The organism is Chachezhania sediminis (assembly GCF_009765275.1).
GTDB classification, from domain to species: Bacteria; Pseudomonadota; Alphaproteobacteria; order Rhodobacterales; family Rhodobacteraceae; genus Chachezhania; species Chachezhania sediminis.
Map to the genome: position 1 here is coordinate 689,295 of NZ_VOPH01000001.1, position 17,145 is coordinate 706,439.

The following is a 17,145-nucleotide window of genomic DNA, read 5'->3' on the forward strand; positions in this document are numbered from 1 at the left end:
GCCTTGACCGGACCACGGACCGATGTCGCCCCGGCACATTCCGATTTTCAGAGGGGAGATCCGAGACATGATCATTTCACGACGGGCCCGGTTGCCGCTTGCGACCACGGCCATCCTGACGCTGTTCCTGGGGGCACAGGCCGCCTGCGCCGACCTGGCCACGGACATCCAGTCGGACCTGGACACCTACCTGTCCGAAAGGACGGAGATCGAGGGCAATACCGGCGCCTCGGTCTTCGTCAGCCTGGGCAGGACGGGGCCCGACATATCGGTCTATTCCGGGACCACGGCACGGGATGGCGACACCCCTGTCACGGGGACGTCCCTTTTCGAAATAGGAAGCAACACCAAAGGCTTCACGGGCGTTCTTATACTAGCTCTGGAAGCACAGGGTCTTTTGAGCATCGACGACACGGTGGGCCAGTGGCTGCCGCAATACCCGGAATGGAAGGACGTCACCATCGCCCAGCTGCTGCACATGATCAGCGGCATTCCGACCTATTCAGAATCCCCGGAACTGAACCATTATTTCGCGGAGCAGCCCGACCGCCACTTCACCATGGATGAACTGGTGGACATGGCCTATCCCAGCGACACGGTGCAGCTCCCGCCGAACAGCGGGTACTTCTATTCCAACACCAACTACATCCTGGCGGGCATGATCGCGGAAAAGGCCGCGGGCAAGCCCTACAGGGAACTGGTGGAAACGCTGCTGTTCGAACCTGCGGGCCTGTCGGACACCTATTACGAAGACAAGTCCTATACCGGCCCCGTGCTGGAGCGGATGACCAGCGGCTATTTCAACAACCCGGCCTGCACCCTTTACGACGAAGGCTGCGAGGTCAGCGAGCTGGCCCCCGTCATCGGCCGGGACGTCAAGGCCCAGGACATGAGCTGGGCCGGACCGGCCGGCGGCATCGTGGCTTCGCCCCGCGAACTGGCCACCTGGATCCGCGCGGTCTTCGACGGCAAGGTCATCCCCGACGCGCAACTGGCGGAATTCCTCCGGCCCGTCTCGATGAAGACCGGCGAATACATCGACGACGTTACGGATGAAGACCCGGGCGGCTTTACCCTGGGCATCACGCGGGTCACGGGCAGGGGTCTGGATCCGGTCTATTTCTACCTTGGCATGACGCTGGGCTACCGGATGGCCTTCATCTATTCGCCCGAGGAAGACGTGATCGTCGCCGGCGCCACCAACAGCCAGCCGCCCGAGGGCGAAGAGCAGTTCACGCCATTGCTGGTCGGGATCTACATGAAGGCCCTGGCCGGAAAGGCCAGATAGGCCGCGCCCCGGGCGCCGTCGCCCCACGGGGCGGCGGTCAACTCTTCTCGGCCGACAGCAGCCATTGCCACAGGCGCAGCGCCTCGGGCGTGGATGTGCGCCCCTTGGGCAGGCCGACGTAATAGCCGTAGCCCGTGATCAGCAACTGGCCGGACAGTTCCACCAGGGCGCCGGCCCTCAGGTAATCCACCAGGATTTCACGGCTGCCCAACATGATGCCCTCGCCGTTCAGCGCGGCATCGACGGCCATGGGGTAGTTCGGGAACACCACCTTGGGCCGGATGGTCGCCGGGTCTATCCCCTGCCATTCGAACCAGTCGATCAGCGACAGCCAATAGGCGTTCATCCGGCCGTAATCGAACAGGGTCAGTGCGGCGATATCGGCCGCCGTCATTTCGGCCGGGACCAGGTGCGGCACGGCCCGCGCCAGGTAGGACGGCGCGGCCACGGGGATCAGCGCCTCCTCTGCCACCAGCGACAGGGACCAGTGGGGGTGCGCCCCGGTACTGTAAAGCAGCGTCAGGTCGTTGCTGTCCGCCGTCAACTCCGACCGTGTGTCGGTGGTGATCAGGCGCACCGTCTCGTCCGGGTTGGCCAGCACATAGGACCGCAGCCGCCGTCCCAGCCACAGATGCGCGATGGCCCCGCTGGCCGCGACCACGACACCGCCCGGCGGGCTGTCCTGGATCACCTCCTCCAGCCCTTCGGACAGGAAATCCAGCGTCGCCTGCACCCGGCGGTAAAGCGCATCGCCCTTTGCCGTCAGTTCCAGCTTGCGGCCGTCGCGGTGGAACAGCGGTATCTGCAGGTCCGATTCCAGCTTCTGGATCCGACGGCTGACGGCGGCCTGGGTCACCAGAAGCTCCCGCGCCGCGGCGGAAAAATTCATGTGGCGCGCCGCGGTTTCGAAAACCCGGAAGGCATCCAGCGACATACGGTCAAGAAGGCGCTTTTGCATGATCTCAGATCATCATGAAGGGCTATATTTTGTGATATTTGATGATCTGAGTTTAGCAAATAGGGTTTCGGGCAGCAACAGATACACCTTTTCGACAGGCCCCGCCGACGGACACGGCCAGGCCTGCCGGCCAACAGCAGGAGCCCGTTCCATGCAAGCTTCGCCGACCGACGACATCCCGCTGATCGACGCCCGTCTGATCACCACGCCGCTTCAGGACGGCGTGGGCGCGGCCGACGCCCTTCTGGTCGCTGCGGCCGAAGGCGCGGGCTTCATGCGCCTGTCCCATGTGCACGAGGCACTGGGCATGGACGCCGACCTGCGCGACCGGATCCTGGACTTCTTCGCCCTGCCCGAAGCGCAGAAGAAACGCCTGTCCCGGCGCAAGTTCGCCCCAGCCCACGTCAACACCTATCGCGGCTACTTCCCGCTGCAGCCCGGGCTGCAGACCTACAAGGAAGGCATCGACATCGGCGCCGACGCGGTCGACCCCGACCGGATCGCCGACACGACAGATGCCCTGCTGGAACCGACCCCCTGGCCCGAGAATGCCGATGACTGGCGCGGGGCCGTGGCCACGTACTACACGGCGATGGAACGTCTGGGGCGGTTGATCCTGGCCGGTCTGGCCCGCGGATTCGGCGTGTCGGCCGAACTGATGATCCCCCTGTTCGACCGGTCGAATTCGACCCTGCGGATGATCCGCTATCCGGAACGGACGCCGGATTCGATGCCCGAAGACCTGTCCATCGTGCGGTCGGGCACCGACGATCCGCGGTGGATCGTGGGCGGGGCGCATACCGATTCCGGGTTCATCACGCTCTTGTGGCAGGACGACAATGGCGGGCTTCAGGCCGAAACCCGCGACGGCCGCTGGACCGATGTGCCGCCGATCGCCGACGGGCTGGCGGTGAATTTCGGGCAGCTTCTTGAACAGTGGACCGGCGGCCGGGTCCGCGCCACGCGTCACCGGGTGATGGGCGGCCTGCGGGAACGGGTGTCGGTGCCGTTCTTTTATGAACCCGCCGTCGACGCGGTGATCGAACCGCTGCCCCTGCCCGGCATTGCCCCCTTTGCGCCCTTCACCTATGGCGACTTCCTGTGGAACCACATGTCGGCCTTTGTCGAGTTCCAGGGCATGGACCGCATGGTCACCCCCGTGGCCGCCGCGGAATGACGTGACCGGCTGGCCCAGGACGCCTGGGCCAGCCCTAGCCGTCGAAGACTGCGCCGTCGCGGGTGCGGAATTCTTCCAGGACCTCCTCAGGCAGCGGAAAGCGGCCCGTCCCGTCATGTTCCAGCAGCACGATCAGTGCGGATTTCGTCGCGCGCAGCGTGCCGCCGGCCCAAAGCTCCTGCTCCATCGTGTAGGAAGACGTGCGGAACTTCGACACCCGCGCCGTGCAGACATAGCTTTCCCCGCGGAAGGTTTCCTTCAGGAACCGCACGGAAAAGCTGTGAACCACCCCGCGCGGCCGCTGGCCCCGCCATTTCGGGTGCAGGAAGCGATAGTTGTATTCGACGCGCAGCGTCTCGAACCACTCGACATAGGCCTTGTTGTTGGCGTGGTTCTGGGGGTCCAGTTCCGCAAAGCGGACCTTGTCGGCCATGGCCAGGGGTTGGGGCGCGGCCAACCCGAAGGCCAGCTGCTCCTCGGCCGTCAGGGGCGTGTTGTAGCGAATGTCCATGGCACGATGGCTAGCCGGAACCTACCATCGCTTCAACACATTTTACTGGCGGGTATCCAAGCGTCCCGGCATCAGAAACCCAGATAGCGCTGGCGCACCTCGGCATCGGCCTGCAGGTCGGCGCTGGTGCCGGTCCAGACCACCTGCCCGCGCTGCACGACGAAGTGCCGGTCGGAGATTCGCAGAAGGTCCGACAGGTTCTTGTCGACCACGATGATCGACATGCCGGCCTTGCGGATTTCCGTCAGGGCCGCCCAGATCTTCTGCCGAACCAGCGGTGCCAGCCCTTCCGTCGCCTCGTCCAGGATCAGAAGCCGAGGGTTGGTCATCAGCGCCCGCCCGATGGCCAGCATCTGCTGTTCCCCGCCCGACAGCAGGTTGCCCATGGAACCTGTGCGCGTCTCCAGCTCGGGGAAGAGCGCAAAGACCCGGTCCACCGTCCAGGGATCGGCAACGCCCAGATGGTTCGACGCTGTGGCGACCAGGTTTTCCATCAGCGACAGGTTCGGAAAGATCTGCCGGCCTTCGGGCACCAGCCCGATGCCAAGGTTGGCGATGCGGAAACTGGGCTGGCCCAGGATTTCCTCCCCACCGAAGCGGATCGACCCGCCCGACGCCTTCACGATCCCCATCATGGTATGGATCGTCGTGGTCTTGCCCATGCCGTTCCGGCCCAGAAGCGTGGCGACCTGCCCCGCTTCCAGCGAAAAACTCATCCCGAACAGCGCCTGCGAAGTGCCGTAATGCGCGGTGACATCCTTGAGTTCAAGCATCGTCATTCCTCGCCCAGATAGGCGTGCTGGACCGCCTCGTTCGACCGGATCTCGTCCGGGGTGCCGGTGGCGATGATATGGCCGTAGACCAGAACCGAAATCCGGTCGGCCAGGGCAAAGACCGCGTCCATGTCGTGTTCGATCAGCAGGATGGAATGCTGGCCCTTGATGGACTGCAGCAGTTCGACCATTTGCAACGACTCCTCGGCCCCCAGGCCGGCCATGGGTTCGTCCAGCAGCATCAGTTCCGCCTGCGCCCCCAGCGCGATGGCGATTTCCATGTTGCGGTGTTCGCCGTGCGACAGGGCAACAGTCGGCATGTGCGCCTTGGCGCCCAGGCCCACCCGTTCCAGCAGCGCCATGGCGCCGTCGCGCAAGGCCTTTTCCGACCGTGCTGGACGGAAGAAGCGGAAGGAATGGCCCGACTTCGCCTGCAGCGCCAGTGCGATGTTGTCGATTACGCTCATCTCCATCACCAGCGAGGTGATCTGGAACGACCGCGCGATCCCCAGGGGCGCCCGCCGGTGCGCCGGCAGTCGCGTGATGTCTCGATCCTTGTAGTAGATCGTGCCCGTGTCCGGGTATTGCAGCCCCGACAGCTGGCCGATCAGGGTGGTCTTGCCCGCCCCGTTCGGCCCGATGATCGCGTGCAGTTCGTTCGTGGCCACGGCCAGGTGCAGATCGTCGGTGGCCTTGATGCCGCCGAAGCTCTTGTTCAGGCCCTCGGCGCGAAGGATGTCGCCCAATTTCAGTCCTCCTTCTTGCCGGACAGAAGGCCGGTCAGGCCGCCGCGGACGTAAAGCACGACCAGGATCAGGAACAGGCCGAAGGGCAGATGCCAGTAGACCGTCCACGAGGACAGCGCCTCTTCCAGCACGATGAAGACGGTGGCGCCCAGGATCGGGCCGGCCAGCGTGGCCGCGCCGCCGAGGATCACCATGAACATCAGTTCGCCCGAACGACCCCAATCCATCATCTCGGGCGAGATGAAGGTGGTGAAGTTGCCCAGAAGCGCCCCGGCATAGCCGCAGATCGCGCCGGAAATCACATAAGCCACAAGACGATAGGCGTAGATGTTGAAGCCCAGCGTCGCCATCCGCTGTTCGTTGCCCTTGCCGCCTTTCAGGACCATGCCGAAGCGGGAATTCACGATCATCCGGACCAGCACGACCACGACCACCAGCGAGGCCCAGGCCAGCAGGTAAAGCTGCAGCGGGTCATCCAGCGAGATCCCCGGGAATTCCGAACGGGAGTCGATCACAAGACCGTCGTCGCCGCCATATTCCTCGATCGAGACGATGCCGTAATAAACCATCTGGGCAAAGGCCATCGTGATCATGATGAAATAGACGCCGCGGGTCCGCAGGCAGATCAGCCCGGTCACCAGCGCGAACAGCGCGCAGACACCGACGGCCAGCCCGATCTGTACGAAACCGTTGGTCGTGGCGATGGGATCCATGCCCCCGTAAAGCCAGTGGTGCGCGGGGATGCCGACCGCGTAGGCGCCAAGGCCCACGAAAGCCGCGTGGCCGAAGGACACCAGCCCCCCGTAGCCCAGCACCAGGTTCAGGCTGGACGCAGCGATGGCCAGGATTACCAGCCGGGTGGCCAGGTCCATCCAGAACGATTGCCCCATGCTGAGGAACAAGGGCGGCAGCACCGCCAGCAGGGCCAGCACGATGATGGCGATCCAGTCCTGTCGCGAGATCCGTTCCATCAGCGCACCTTCGGAGGAAAGAGGCCCTGGGGCCGGAAGGCCAGCACACCGGCCATGATGATGTAGATGAGCATGGCCGACACGGCGGGCGCCGCGTTCTCGGCCGCGTCCGACGACATGAAGAGACCGAAGAGGTCATCCAGGAAGGACCGGCCCAACGTGTCGATCAGCCCGATCAGAAGTGCGGCGATGAAGGCGCCCTTCATCGACCCGATGCCGCCCACGATGATCACGACGAAGGCCGTGATGATGATCGAATTGCCCATGCCGATCGACGCTTCGGTGATCGGGGCGATCAGCATCCCCGCAAGACCGGCCAGGGCCGCGCCCAGCGCAAAGACCAGCGAGAACAGAAGCTGTATGTTGATCCCCAGCGCGCCGACCATGGTCCGGTTCGATGCACCGGCGCGGATCAGCATGCCCAGCCGGGTATAGTTCACTAGCCAGAACAGGCCCCCGGCGGCGGCCAGCCCTGCCCCGATGATGACCAGGCGGAAGGTCGGGATCTCGATGGCACCCGGCAGCAGGGTCTGGCCGTCCAGCGCCGGGGGCAGCGGCACGGCGATGCCGGCCGGGCCCCAGATCATGTGGGCCAGCGTTTCGAACACCAGGATCAGGCCGAAGGTCGCCAGAACCTGGTCCAGGTGGCCGCGGGCATATAGCGGGCGGGCGACGAAGCGTTCGACGACGAAGCCCACGGCAGCGGTGATCGGCAGCGAGACGATGACCGCGTAGATGAAGTTGCCCAGCGCATAGGTCAGCGTCGCACAGATGAACGCCCCCACCATGTAAAGCGCCGCATGGGCCAGGTTCACGAAATCCAGGATGCCGAAGACCAGTGTCAGGCCCGAGGCGACAAGGAACAGCAACAGCCCAAGCTGCAGACCGTTCAGCGTCTGGATGATGAGAAGCGAAACGTCCACGCGCGTCTCCTGTCCCGTCGTTGCGATTGGCTGGAAGGGCCGGATCGGCCGCAGAAAAGCCGGCCGGAATACGCTCCGGCCGGCCCGGTTCAACAGGAACAGATCACTTCAGCGGGCATTCGGCCGCATAGCTGTCCTGGTGGTCCTTGTAGACGGTGCTGACGACCTTGGTCGTCCAGGTGCCGTCGGCGTCCGTCACGACTTCGCGAAGATAGAAGTTCTCGATCGGGAAGTTGTTGTTGCCGTAGGTGTACTTGCCCCGGACGCTCTCATAGTCGGCCGACTTCATCGCTGCGCGGATGCCGTCCTTGTTCGACATGTCGCCGCCCACCGCCTCGATGGCCGAGGCGATCAGCATGATCGCGTCATAGGACTGCGCTGCATAGTAGGACGGATAGGTGCCGTACTTGGCCTTGAAATCCGCAACGAACTTCTTGTTGGCCTCGTTGTCCAGGGTCGGGTCCCATTCCTGCGTGGTGCGCGAGCCGAGGACGGCCTTGAAATCCGCCTGCTGCAGTTTCGGCAGGCTGATCGCGTCGACGGTGAACACGGAGTAGAGCGGCAGCGTTTCCGACAGGCCGGCCTGGTCGTACTGCTTGATGAAGGCCCCGCCCGCGGCGCCCGGATAGAAGACGAAGATGCCTTCCGCTCCCGATGCCTTGGCCTTGGCCAGTTCGGCCGAGAAGTCGAGCTGCGCGTCGGCGCCCCACTTCGTCAGGTCCTTGCCCTTGATCTCGCCCTTGTAGGTGCGCTCCACGCCTTCGACCATGTCCTTGCCGGCGGCATAGTTGGGGGCCATGATGTACAGCGACTTGACGCCCTGCTGGTTCAGCACCTCGCCCATCGCCATCGGCGTCTGGTCGTTCTGCCAGGAGGTCGAGAAGAAGTTCTCGTCACAGAGCTTGCCCGCCATCTGGCTGGGGCCCGCATTGGCCGAGATCAGGAACTTGCCCGCATCCAGCACCGACTTGCGCGACGCCAGCAGGACGTGGCTCCAGATGTAACCGGCGACGAAGTCGACATCGTCCTGCTTGACCAGCTTGTCGGTGGCCTGCTTGCCGGTTTCCGGCGCAAAGCCGTCATCAGCGAAGATGACTTCCAGGTCGGTGTCGCCCGCCTTGGAGCCCAGATGCTCCATCGCCAGGTCGACGGCGTTCTTCATGTCGTTGCCGATGACGGCGGCCGGGGTCGTCAGCGTGGTGACGAATCCGATCTTCGCGGTCTCGGCCAGGGCCGGCTGCACGCCCAGTGCACCAGCAAGCCCGGCAGCCACGGCTGCCTGTGCAAGATATTTCATAATTTCTCCCTCTCATGCGGATATTCACCAAGATGGCCGGACCTTCTGAGCGGATCCGTTTCGCATGGTATAACGCATTCTACACAGCGATGCGGAAAGCTGTCAAACGATCAGGTGCAAGCCCGGTACATGTTTGGAAACGCCCTTCACCCGGATCTCCTCCCGATTTCGGCCCCCGCACGGCATGCATTATCATGCAATATGCCTTTTGCGAAGACGCCACAGGTCCGAAAGGTCTTGCGCGGACTGTTGCATCCGGTCAGGAGCAAGTCAAACAGGCGGAACCGGGCAGAAAGTGATCGCCTTCGGGCCGCCCGGACCGAACAGGATACAAGGACAGCTGCATGCACGACAGGACGCCGGATTTCAGCATCGATGTCCCGATCAGCTTCGGGCATTGCGACCCGGCGGGGATCGTTTTCTACCCGAACTATTTCCGCTGGTTCGACCGTTGCTTCCACAGCTTCCTGGCGGCCCGGGGCGGCGGCCACGCCGCGATCTGCAAGGAACTGGACGCCCGAGGCATCGGCCTGATGGATGCCGGCGCCAACTTTACCGCACCGGCCGGCGAAAATGACGTGATGCTGCTGAACATGTGGCTGGCCGACTGGGCCGAACGATCACTGCGCATCGAATACGAGGGCGAAGTGAAGGGCCGGACTGTCCTGCGCGGTCACGAAATCCGGGGGCTTTTCGTCATGCGTGACGGCCGGATGCGCGGCGGCGACATGGCGCCCTTGCGGGCAATCGTGGCGCCGGAAGGCTAAGCAACCCGCTTGACGACAGCGCGGCCTTCTCCTATTCGGTCGTGCCACGGCGCGGGTATGGTGAAAAGGTATCACGCGAGCTTCCCAAGCTTAAGTTACGGGTTCGATTCCCGTTACCCGCTCCAAGTTGACAGACAGGGTCACCCCCCGGGCCGCATCCGGGAGACCGGCCTTCGGGCGACGCTTTGCCAGCATCAGGATTGCCAATTTTTTTCGATCCGGACTTGGTCGCAGGGCAACCCGCTGTTAGGACGGTTCTGTTTTCGCGGTATCCCTGTCTTCCTAGTTTCTCAGTTTCCGGACCATCTCGTGACCGATTCGCGCATTCGGCGTCTGCTGGCAGAGCTTCATGCCGGCGATCCAGGGCTGGTGAGCCTGAAGAAGGGATTCCACGGCCTTGCCTCGGTAACCCTGGCGGCCGGCGGGGTCTGGGCCCTGCACCGGATCCATCCCGACGTGCCCGCACAGGCGGTGATGCTGTCGGGCATGACCGCCATCCTGTCCACCCTTGCCGTCCAGACCCAGCCCCGCTGGAAGGAATTGCGCGACGCCCTTGTCGTAACAGCGCTGGCAGGCGCCCTGATTGCGTCTGTTGCCTTGCTTGAACCCGCGGTCCGCGGCATGGGTTTCGTCCCCTTTCACATGGTGCTGCCGCTGGTAACTTTCGCGGCCTTCTCGCTGCGCGGGCTGGGTCCGGTGGGCTTTGCCTGCGGGCAGATGCTGTTCCTGTTGTTTTCCGTCGCGATGACGCTGCCCCTGACACCGGCGACCCTGCCATGGTTCATGGGGGCCGCAATGTTCGGTGCCCTGGTGTCGGCACTGGTGCGGGTCACGCTGCACCCGGGCGACGACGACGCGATCAAGTACGACCGATTGATGCGCCTGCGCCAGATCGCGGCCGACCTGATCGACGTGGCCACCGCCCGGATCAGCGGCGACCGCACCCGGCGCCAAATCGACATCGGCAGTGCCACGGCCGCCTTGCGGGAAATCCAGTTTGCCGCCAGCAACTATACCGATCCCGCCCAGGCGGCCGAAGCCCGCGCCGGCGGCAATTCCATCATTGGCCTGACACGGCTGATCCTGGCGGTCGACTCGCTGGCCGTGTCCGTTTCGGCCCTGACGCCCGAGGACACGATGCGCGGCGGTCCCTACCTGGCCCCGATGCAGCGCACGCTGATCCGCCTTCGGACGCAGATTCTGGACGAAAGCCCCATCGACGCAGAACGCCAGCGCGAAATCTCTCAGCTCATCCAGGACGCGGCAACCGCTGTCGCCTCCGACGCCGAAAGCGATCCCGAAACCCGCGCGCGGCTTCTGGCCGTGGTTGCGGCGCTGCACCGGGTCGGCAAGACATTTGCCGATCCGCCCCCCGCACTGCGGGTCCGGATCGTCCCGATGGAGGATCCGTCTCCCCCCCAGCCGGACCACCGCAGGTTGCCGCCGCATTTCCGGCTGGCGATACAGGGGGCCGTCGGAGTCACGATCCTGTCGGCGCTTGGGATCTGGTTCGGGCAGGTCACACAGTCCAAGCTGGACCCGCACCACTGGGCCACGCTGACCCTGTTCATCGTGCTTCAGAACTCGCTGGGCGCCTCGCTGCAGCGGGTGGCGGACCGGCTGACCGGAACGCTGGTGGGCGTGGCGGTGGCCATCGTGGCCACCACGGTTCTGGCCCCCTGGCCCGGTGCGATGATGGTGCTGTTCGCGCTGTCCTTCGTCGGCGTCATGGTAACCCTGCGCGTCCGCTATGACATCGCGGCGGCGCTGATCACTTTCCTGGTCATTGGCCTGCTGAACATGATCGCGCCGATGTCGCTGGGCACCATGCTGATGCGCCTGACCGAGACCCTGCTGGGCAGTCTCGTGGCCGGGGCGGTGGCGCTGACCGTCTTTCCCTACCGCGTCATCCGCGATGCCGGCCAGCTTCTGGGCCAGTACTGGGCGGCGGCCGCGATCTTTGCCCGGCGTCTGGCCGAGGATCAGGCCGGGACGATCCCGGACATCGCGGATCCGGCCCTGCGGTTGAACCAGAGCCTGCCGGGCATGTTGCAGGAAACCCGTCTGCGGGGAGGAGAGCGCGCCCGCCTGGCCGCGGCGGCGGAACTGACGCTGGTCCACGCCCGCGCTATGGCCGGGCTGCGCCACGCCGTGGCCGATGCCCGCGAAACCGACGCGCCGCTGCCTGCCTCGACCTGTCGGCTGCTGGGTGACATCGCCACTCACACCGAAGAGATCGCGAAATGCTATGCCGACCCGCCGAAGCCAGGGCACTGGGTCCTGCCCCTGCCCGATCCGGGGGCGGAACCGCTGACCTCGATGCCCGCCCCCCTTCTGCGCGCGGAACCGGACGTTCTGGCACATCTGACCGCCGACGGCGCCCGTCAGGCGCTGGCGCTGATCGAGGCCGACGGCACCGCCCGCCGCGTCAGCCGCCTGCTGTCGCTGGCCGACCCGGCGGCAACGTGACGGCTGCGACATTGCCCGCCCGCCGCAAGACTGACATTATTTCCATAGATGCCGGGCAATTGGGCCCGGCCGGCACAGGCCCCACCGACAGAACGTAATGAAAACCGTCCATATCCACCTTGGCCCCCATGGCGCGGGCGACCGGGCAATTGCCCAGATACTCGACACCAATGCCACCGACCTTCGCGATCGGCTTGGCCTGTCCGTCCTGCCTGCCGCCATGGCGCAGGAAGCGGCCGACCTGCTGAACGGGAACGAGACCGCCGCCGGGCGGGCGATGCTTGGGCGCCTGGCGACAGAGCTTCGGACCTCTTCCGCGGAAGGTGGGATCCTGTCCTGCGCCGGACTGGCCGGACCGGTGCCGGGGCTGGCGCCGATGCGGCGGCCCTATCGCAATCTTGCCGGGCGTATCCGCCAGATCCTGATGGCCTTCAATGGGCTGACATGCCGTATCTACTTCCTGTGCCCACCTGAAAAGGACTGGATCCGTTCGCTTCATGCCGATCTTCTGGCGGAAACCGATGCCTTCCCGGCGGTCGAAGACCTGCTCCGCCATCTGAAGATGGAAGAAGGCTGGGCCGGTGTGCTGGCCAAACCGCGCGAGGTCGCCGGCGACCGTCTGGAAATCCTGCGCCCCGACAGCCCGGAGAACGCCGCAAGGCTGTTCCTGGACTGCCTCGAGCCTTCTGGCGCCTTGTCCGCGGACTTGCCCGAGGAAACGGCCCCCCCGGTCGAGATGCCCCCTGTCCAGCAGGCCATCGCCCGCGCGGCGTCGTCGGAAGAGGCCAAGCGCGCAGCGCGGGAATTCCTGGCGGCAGGGCCTGCGCCGGCACAGCCCCTTCCCGACATGATCGCCCTGCCCGACTGGCCACCGAAAGCGCCGGTCCTGCCCGTGCCCGGCGCGTTGCGGGCCCTGTCGGACCGCGCGGGCCAGCGCGTCTCTCACCAGGCGCGGATCGACAATGTCCTGCCCCCGCGGGACGTCGATCTGACCGCCCTCAGGACCGAGATCGTCGAGGGATCGGAAACGTTCCCGGGCGGCAAGCGCCAGAACATGGCCGACCAGGTGGCGATCCTGTCCCATCGCCTGCGCGGACTGCCCGCGGCCACGCTGCTGAACGCGCTGGCGATCAGCTATCTGCGTCGGGACACCGACCATACCGACCATGCCCGTACGATCTTCCACCGGCTCTGGGCCGAGGAACATGCGCTGCTTCTGGCCACCCTGCCGCCCCGCTGGCTGATCTCGACCCTGCAGACCTTCATGGACCACGGGCTGACCGAGGATCAGCGGATGATCGGCAGTTCCGGCTATTTCTTCGCCAACCTGCTGAAGGCCTATGAAGGCGAACGTGCGATCGAGGGGCTGGCGCCGGACGCGATCTATGACGGGACGCAGCCTACGACGAAGTCCGGCTTCAACGGCATGGACCGATTCAAGCTGGGCGGCACGGACCTGATGCTGAACACGCTGGCGCTGCTTCTGGAAATGGCCGGCCGCGACCCGGTCGCGGGCCGCGTCCTGACGGAATACCTGCTGCGGCTGAAGACGGCCGACACGCTCTTTTCCCGGATGGACCGCAGCCGACTTTATCACGGTGCCGACCTCCCCGGCTTCCGGAATTGCTGGAGCTTTTTCGAACCGCCTTCGGACAACTAGGGTCAGGATCAACGGGTCCCGACCTCAGGTCCTCAGCCCAGCAGATCCAACAGGTCCAGCGTCGCGGCATCCAGCCCGCCAAAGGCGATGCTGTCGCCGCCGATCTCCAGAACGGCGGCCTCGGCCGCCTGCCGAATACGCGCCGCATTCAGGTCGGCCGCATCGTGGTGCAGCACCAAAAGGTCCCGTCCCGGTTCGAAATCCGTGATCCGGTCCTTCCCGTCGCCTGTCGCGAAAACGAACCTGTCCCGCCCGGCGCCGCCGGTCAGCAGGTCATCGCCCGAACCGCCGTCTATCAGGTCGTTGGCCGTGCTGCCGATGATCCGGTCCGCACCGCCGCCGCCGAAGGCCCGGATCTGCAGCATGCCGCCCAGGATCTGATCGGCGCCAAGGTCCCCGGAAAGGGTCCCGCCCCCCACGCGCGCATCGATAATGTCATCGCCCGCGCCGCCATCGGCCCGATTGGTCTTCCCCGTGATCCAGAGGAAATCGTCGCCGCCATTCCCGAACAGCCCGTTGCCGCCATCGCCGAACAGCCGGTCGGCGAATTCGGACCCCTCGACCGTCTCGATGCTTGCCAGCCGGTCGATGCCCGCCGCGGTCTCTGCCAGATCCGAGGCAAGGTAGACGCTGACCCCGGCACCAGCCCCCTGGTAGGACACCGTGTCGTTGCCCCTGCCGCCCAGCACCGTGTCATCGCCGGTGCCCGGATCGAACCGGTCGTTGCCGCCCTTGCCCATCAGCCGGTCATTTCCGCCCCCGCCCGACAGGTCGTCGCCGAAGCGCGAACCTGCGAAACTGTCCGCGACACCCCGCACAGGGTCCCCCCGCAGGGTCAGCCCGCCGGAATAGGTGAAGGTGATCTCCACCGTTTCGTAGGCGTCCAGCTGGATATCGACCGTCCCGTCCCGCCCGACATCGAAGGACGGATCGACTCGCAGCGCCGCCCTGGCATCGTAGGCATCGGCGACAGAGCCCGGCGCCGCTTCCAGCCAGGCCGCGCTGACGTGATAGGCGCCCGCCGCCAGGGCCGAGACGTCGACGTCCAGATCAAGTGCTCCGTCGCTGCCCGACACCAGGTACAGCACCGCTTTTTCCTTCGAGGTGAAACTGTAGTGATAGCCGACTTCCCGTCCCCCGACTTCCAGCTTCGGAACCTCGGTCGGGATCTGCAGGGCCGTGCCCGGCAACGCGGTGGACAGCATGTAGAAGAAATACCCCGTCGGCGTCAGCGCCGTACCGCCGCCTTCGACAGGCGCAAGAGCGGCGGGGCTGACGTTCTGCCCGGTCCAGATCGCCGCCATCTCCACATCGTGGGCGACCATCTCGGCAAAGACGCGCATCAGGGGGGCGGTCCGTTCCAGCCCGTTGATCAGCGATGTCTCGGGCCCGCTTTCCCCGATGTTCCATTCGGTGACCGAAATCGGCACGTCCTTGTCCAGCAGCCGTTCCCACGTCTCCGTAATCGATTCCAGCCGCTGGGCGCTGCCCGATCCGATGGCCATCCCGTCGCCGCTGCCGTTGGTGGCGTAAAGATGCGTGATCACACCGTCGACATCGCCCTCGTGCCCGTTGAAGGCGCGGGCCAGAATGTCGTTCTCGGCCTCGGACCGACCGGCCTGGGCCAGGATCCGAATGGCGGACTGCCGATCCTGGGCATCGTTGGCATCGCGCACCCAGCCGGCGATCCTGGCCTGAAGCGATGCGAACTCGCGCGCAGTCCAGTCGAACTTGTCCTGATACCACTCATTCCCGATCTCGATCGAATGGATGTCCGCGTGGCCCCAGACGCCGGCGATCAGCTTGGTGACGAAACCCTTGATTTCGGCCTCGGCTCCCGCGGCCAGTCCCCCGGTCCCGGGATCGAAATAGCGATAGGTCGGCAACACGATGGTCGCCGCACGCCCCGTCGTCCCGCAAAACGCCAGAAAGTCGCCGAGACCTTCCGTCGTGCGCGTCTCGACCACCGGAGCGCCGGTCAGGATCGCCACCACGTCCCGCGCCGTCGCCGCATCCGGGTTTCCCGGGTCGAAGTACTGTTCAGAAATCGTGCCGCCCGGATACCGCAGCACGCCGGCGCGGGTCTGATTCACGACCTGATGATATTCGCCTCCGATCTGCGCGATGTCGGAATGAAACAGAAAATTCACCCCGAACTGCGCAGAATCCACACGCGCAAGGCGCCCGCCGGCGCCCGCCGCCACCACAATGTCAGACATCGCCCACCCCTGGTCCGATGATATTCACCCGGGGGCCAATCTAGGGCACAGTCGTTAACGACGGGTTACACCCAACAGACCGGAATAGTTCGAATACCACAACCTCATTGGGCTTGACGGACCGTCGCGCGCCACGCACTTTGGTTGCCGTGCAGGCAGGCAAGTTCAATTGATGCAAGATAATTTTGACCAGGTTCCCCCGATTCAACCGGCCCGGATCGTTCTTCATCTGGGTGCCCTAAAGACCGCGACCACCTATATCCAGTCGGCGCTGGACAGTCATCGCGACAAGCTTCGGGACAGCGGCACGGAATTGCTTCTGCCCAAGGATCTGCGCCCGGACCAGCATCTGGCCTTCTCGTCGAACCTGACCGGGGACGCATTCCGCGATCAGGCCACCCGCTCGCGCGAGCGGCTGGACCACCTGATCTCGGACGCGCTGGAACGGTCTTCGCGGCTGATCCTGTCGGAAGAAGGCATCCTGGGCGCAAGCCGTCTGAACCTGACGCGCAAGCAGGTCTATCCCGACCTGCCCCGCCGCCTGACCTACCTGCCCGAACAGCTGGACCACGAACGGGTCGAGATCTGCTTTACCCTCCGCAGCTACGATCGCTTTTTCGCGTCGAACCTGACCACCGTGGCGCGGCGCGGCAAAGTCTTCGATTTCGACAAGCTTCGCCGCCCCCTGATGCACCTGGAACGCGGCTGGCCGGAGGTACTGGCCGACATCGCCGCGGCCTTTCCCCGCGCCCGCCTGACCGTCTGGCGGTTCGAGGACTTCCCCAAGCACAGGCAGGCAATCCTGGCCCATCTGGCCGGCCAGCCGCTGCACGACGACGGCGGCCGATACGTCAACCGCTCCCTCTCGGCCGACGCGATGTCGGCCCTGGCCCGCAAGGCCGACAAGAAGGGCAACGTGCCCGACGGCAAGCTGTTGGCCAAGCGGATGGCCCGGCGCTTCCCTGCCTCTGACACGGTCCCGGCCTATTTTCCCTGGTCGGACCGGGACGCCCGTACCCTGCGCGACGCCTATGACGAGCACTGGACCCTGATACGGACCACCCTGCCCGGCACCAACACGTTCGACGCGGCCTCCACCTGACCGCGTTCGCTCCGAGCGATCATCCGGCTTCCGCGCCGACCGGGCTGTCTCTGCCTGGCCGGGATGGATGTGCCTGCAGGACGACATCGACCATTCCAGACATTTCCATTCCATTACCGCTTGTATCTGCTGTGTCTTGCCCGTAGACACGCCGGCGGAGACGTGGCCGAGTGGTCGAAGGCGCTCCCCTGCTAAGGGAGTATACCGGAAACGGTATCGAGGGTTCGAATCCCTTCGTCTCCGCCACTAGACTGCCGCTATGAGGGCAGGTCATTTAACGAAAA

General features: G+C 65.1%; 14 protein-coding genes and 2 tRNA genes. 8 read left to right on the forward strand and 8 right to left on the reverse strand.

The annotated features are described in order from the left end of the window. The first annotated feature begins 67 nt into the window (after window positions 1-67). The gene (locus FQK05_RS03195; protein WP_158964420.1) at window positions 68-1,288 is read left to right on the forward strand and encodes a serine hydrolase domain-containing protein; all 1,221 of its coding nucleotides are present in this window, start codon (window positions 68-70) and stop codon (window positions 1,286-1,288) included. A 37-nt stretch (window positions 1,289-1,325) separates the two neighbouring features. Here FQK05_RS03195 and FQK05_RS03200 read toward each other — a convergent pair whose 3' ends face one another. Then, complete coding sequence (locus FQK05_RS03200; protein ID WP_158964421.1) at window positions 1,326-2,246, reverse strand: LysR family transcriptional regulator; 921 nt, start codon at window positions 2,244-2,246, stop codon at window positions 1,326-1,328. Window positions 2,247-2,397: 151 nt separating this feature from the next. On the opposite strand from FQK05_RS03200, the gene FQK05_RS03205 reads away from it, so the two are divergent. Next, a complete protein-coding gene (locus tag FQK05_RS03205; RefSeq protein WP_158964422.1) occupies window positions 2,398-3,423 on the forward strand; it encodes an isopenicillin N synthase family dioxygenase in 1,026 nt (341 codons plus the stop codon). Window positions 3,424-3,457: 34 nt separating this feature from the next. Here the strand turns inward: FQK05_RS03205 and FQK05_RS03210 are convergent, their stop codons facing one another. The 6 genes from FQK05_RS03210 to FQK05_RS03235 form a co-directional block, all read right to left on the reverse strand. Then, window positions 3,458-3,934, reverse strand: coding sequence for an acyl-CoA thioesterase (locus FQK05_RS03210; protein ID WP_158964423.1), 477 nt, complete (start codon window positions 3,932-3,934; stop codon window positions 3,458-3,460). Between the two features lie 71 nt (window positions 3,935-4,005). Continuing rightward, on the reverse strand, window positions 4,006-4,707 hold the full coding sequence (locus FQK05_RS03215; RefSeq protein ID WP_158964424.1) for an ABC transporter ATP-binding protein: 702 nt from the start codon (window positions 4,705-4,707) through the stop codon (window positions 4,006-4,008). Window positions 4,708-4,709: 2 nt separating this feature from the next. Beyond that, entirely contained in the window at window positions 4,710-5,453 is a 744-nt protein-coding gene (locus tag FQK05_RS03220; RefSeq protein ID WP_158964425.1) for an ABC transporter ATP-binding protein, read from the reverse strand. A gap of 2 nt (window positions 5,454-5,455) precedes the next feature. After that, window positions 5,456-6,424, reverse strand: coding sequence for a branched-chain amino acid ABC transporter permease (locus FQK05_RS03225; RefSeq protein ID WP_158964426.1), 969 nt, complete (start codon window positions 6,422-6,424; stop codon window positions 5,456-5,458). Then, window positions 6,424-7,347, reverse strand: a complete 924-nt coding sequence (locus FQK05_RS03230) for a branched-chain amino acid ABC transporter permease (RefSeq protein WP_158964427.1) — start codon at window positions 7,345-7,347, stop codon at window positions 6,424-6,426. Before FQK05_RS03230 ends, FQK05_RS03225 begins: the two co-directional genes overlap by 1 nt. A 103-nt stretch (window positions 7,348-7,450) precedes the next feature. After that, the gene (locus FQK05_RS03235; RefSeq protein ID WP_158964428.1) at window positions 7,451-8,644 is read right to left on the reverse strand and encodes an ABC transporter substrate-binding protein; all 1,194 of its coding nucleotides are present in this window, start codon (window positions 8,642-8,644) and stop codon (window positions 7,451-7,453) included. Between the two features lie 344 nt (window positions 8,645-8,988). Here FQK05_RS03235 and FQK05_RS03240 point away from each other — a divergent pair, with 344 nt between their 5' ends. From FQK05_RS03240 to FQK05_RS03255, 4 genes are all read left to right on the forward strand, one after another. Next, window positions 8,989-9,411, forward strand: a complete 423-nt coding sequence (locus FQK05_RS03240) for an acyl-CoA thioesterase (protein ID WP_158964429.1) — start codon at window positions 8,989-8,991, stop codon at window positions 9,409-9,411. A gap of 51 nt (window positions 9,412-9,462) precedes the next feature. Beyond that, a tRNA-Gly gene (locus FQK05_RS03245) sits at window positions 9,463-9,536 on the forward strand. 184 nt (window positions 9,537-9,720) lie between these two features. Then, window positions 9,721-11,880 (forward strand): FUSC family protein, encoded by a 2,160-nt coding sequence (locus FQK05_RS03250; protein WP_158964430.1) that lies wholly within the window; start codon window positions 9,721-9,723, stop codon window positions 11,878-11,880. 97 nt (window positions 11,881-11,977) lie between these two features. Next, window positions 11,978-13,540 (forward strand): hypothetical protein, encoded by a 1,563-nt coding sequence (locus tag FQK05_RS03255; RefSeq protein WP_158964431.1) that lies wholly within the window; start codon window positions 11,978-11,980, stop codon window positions 13,538-13,540. A 32-nt stretch (window positions 13,541-13,572) separates the two neighbouring features. On the opposite strand, the gene FQK05_RS03260 is transcribed toward FQK05_RS03255, so the two are convergent. Then, complete coding sequence (locus tag FQK05_RS03260) at window positions 13,573-15,759, reverse strand: hypothetical protein (RefSeq protein WP_158964432.1); 2,187 nt, start codon at window positions 15,757-15,759, stop codon at window positions 13,573-13,575. Window positions 15,760-15,931: 172 nt separating this feature from the next. Here FQK05_RS03260 and FQK05_RS03265 point away from each other — a divergent pair, with 172 nt between their 5' ends. Together FQK05_RS03265 and FQK05_RS03270 are read left to right on the forward strand one after the other, a co-directional pair. Continuing rightward, window positions 15,932-16,861, forward strand: coding sequence for a hypothetical protein (locus tag FQK05_RS03265; protein ID WP_158964433.1), 930 nt, complete (start codon window positions 15,932-15,934; stop codon window positions 16,859-16,861). Between the two features lie 156 nt (window positions 16,862-17,017). Continuing rightward, window positions 17,018-17,107 (forward strand) — tRNA-Ser (locus tag FQK05_RS03270). Window positions 17,108-17,145: the final 38 nt, after the last annotated feature.

Bases quoted from the DNA above. Each gene is read 5' to 3' on its own strand.
- FQK05_RS03195 (WP_158964420.1), top strand. From the start codon at position 68: ATGATCATTTCACGACGGGCCCGGTTGCCGCTTGCGACCACGGCCATC.
- FQK05_RS03200 (WP_158964421.1), bottom strand. From the start codon at position 2,246: ATGCAAAAGCGCCTTCTTGACCGTATGTCGCTGGATGCCTTCCGGGTT.
- FQK05_RS03205 (WP_158964422.1), top strand. From the start codon at position 2,398: ATGCAAGCTTCGCCGACCGACGACATCCCGCTGATCGACGCCCGTCTG.
- FQK05_RS03210 (WP_158964423.1), bottom strand. From the start codon at position 3,934: ATGGACATTCGCTACAACACGCCCCTGACGGCCGAGGAGCAGCTGGCC.
- FQK05_RS03215 (WP_158964424.1), bottom strand. From the start codon at position 4,707: ATGCTTGAACTCAAGGATGTCACCGCGCATTACGGCACTTCGCAGGCG.
- FQK05_RS03225 (WP_158964426.1), bottom strand. From the start codon at position 6,424: ATGGAACGGATCTCGCGACAGGACTGGATCGCCATCATCGTGCTGGCC.
- FQK05_RS03235 (WP_158964428.1), bottom strand. From the start codon at position 8,644: ATGAAATATCTTGCACAGGCAGCCGTGGCTGCCGGGCTTGCTGGTGCA.
- FQK05_RS03240 (WP_158964429.1), top strand. From the start codon at position 8,989: ATGCACGACAGGACGCCGGATTTCAGCATCGATGTCCCGATCAGCTTC.
- FQK05_RS03255 (WP_158964431.1), top strand. From the start codon at position 11,978: ATGAAAACCGTCCATATCCACCTTGGCCCCCATGGCGCGGGCGACCGG.
- FQK05_RS03260 (WP_158964432.1), bottom strand. From the start codon at position 15,759: ATGTCTGACATTGTGGTGGCGGCGGGCGCCGGCGGGCGCCTTGCGCGT.
- FQK05_RS03265 (WP_158964433.1), top strand. From the start codon at position 15,932: ATGCAAGATAATTTTGACCAGGTTCCCCCGATTCAACCGGCCCGGATC.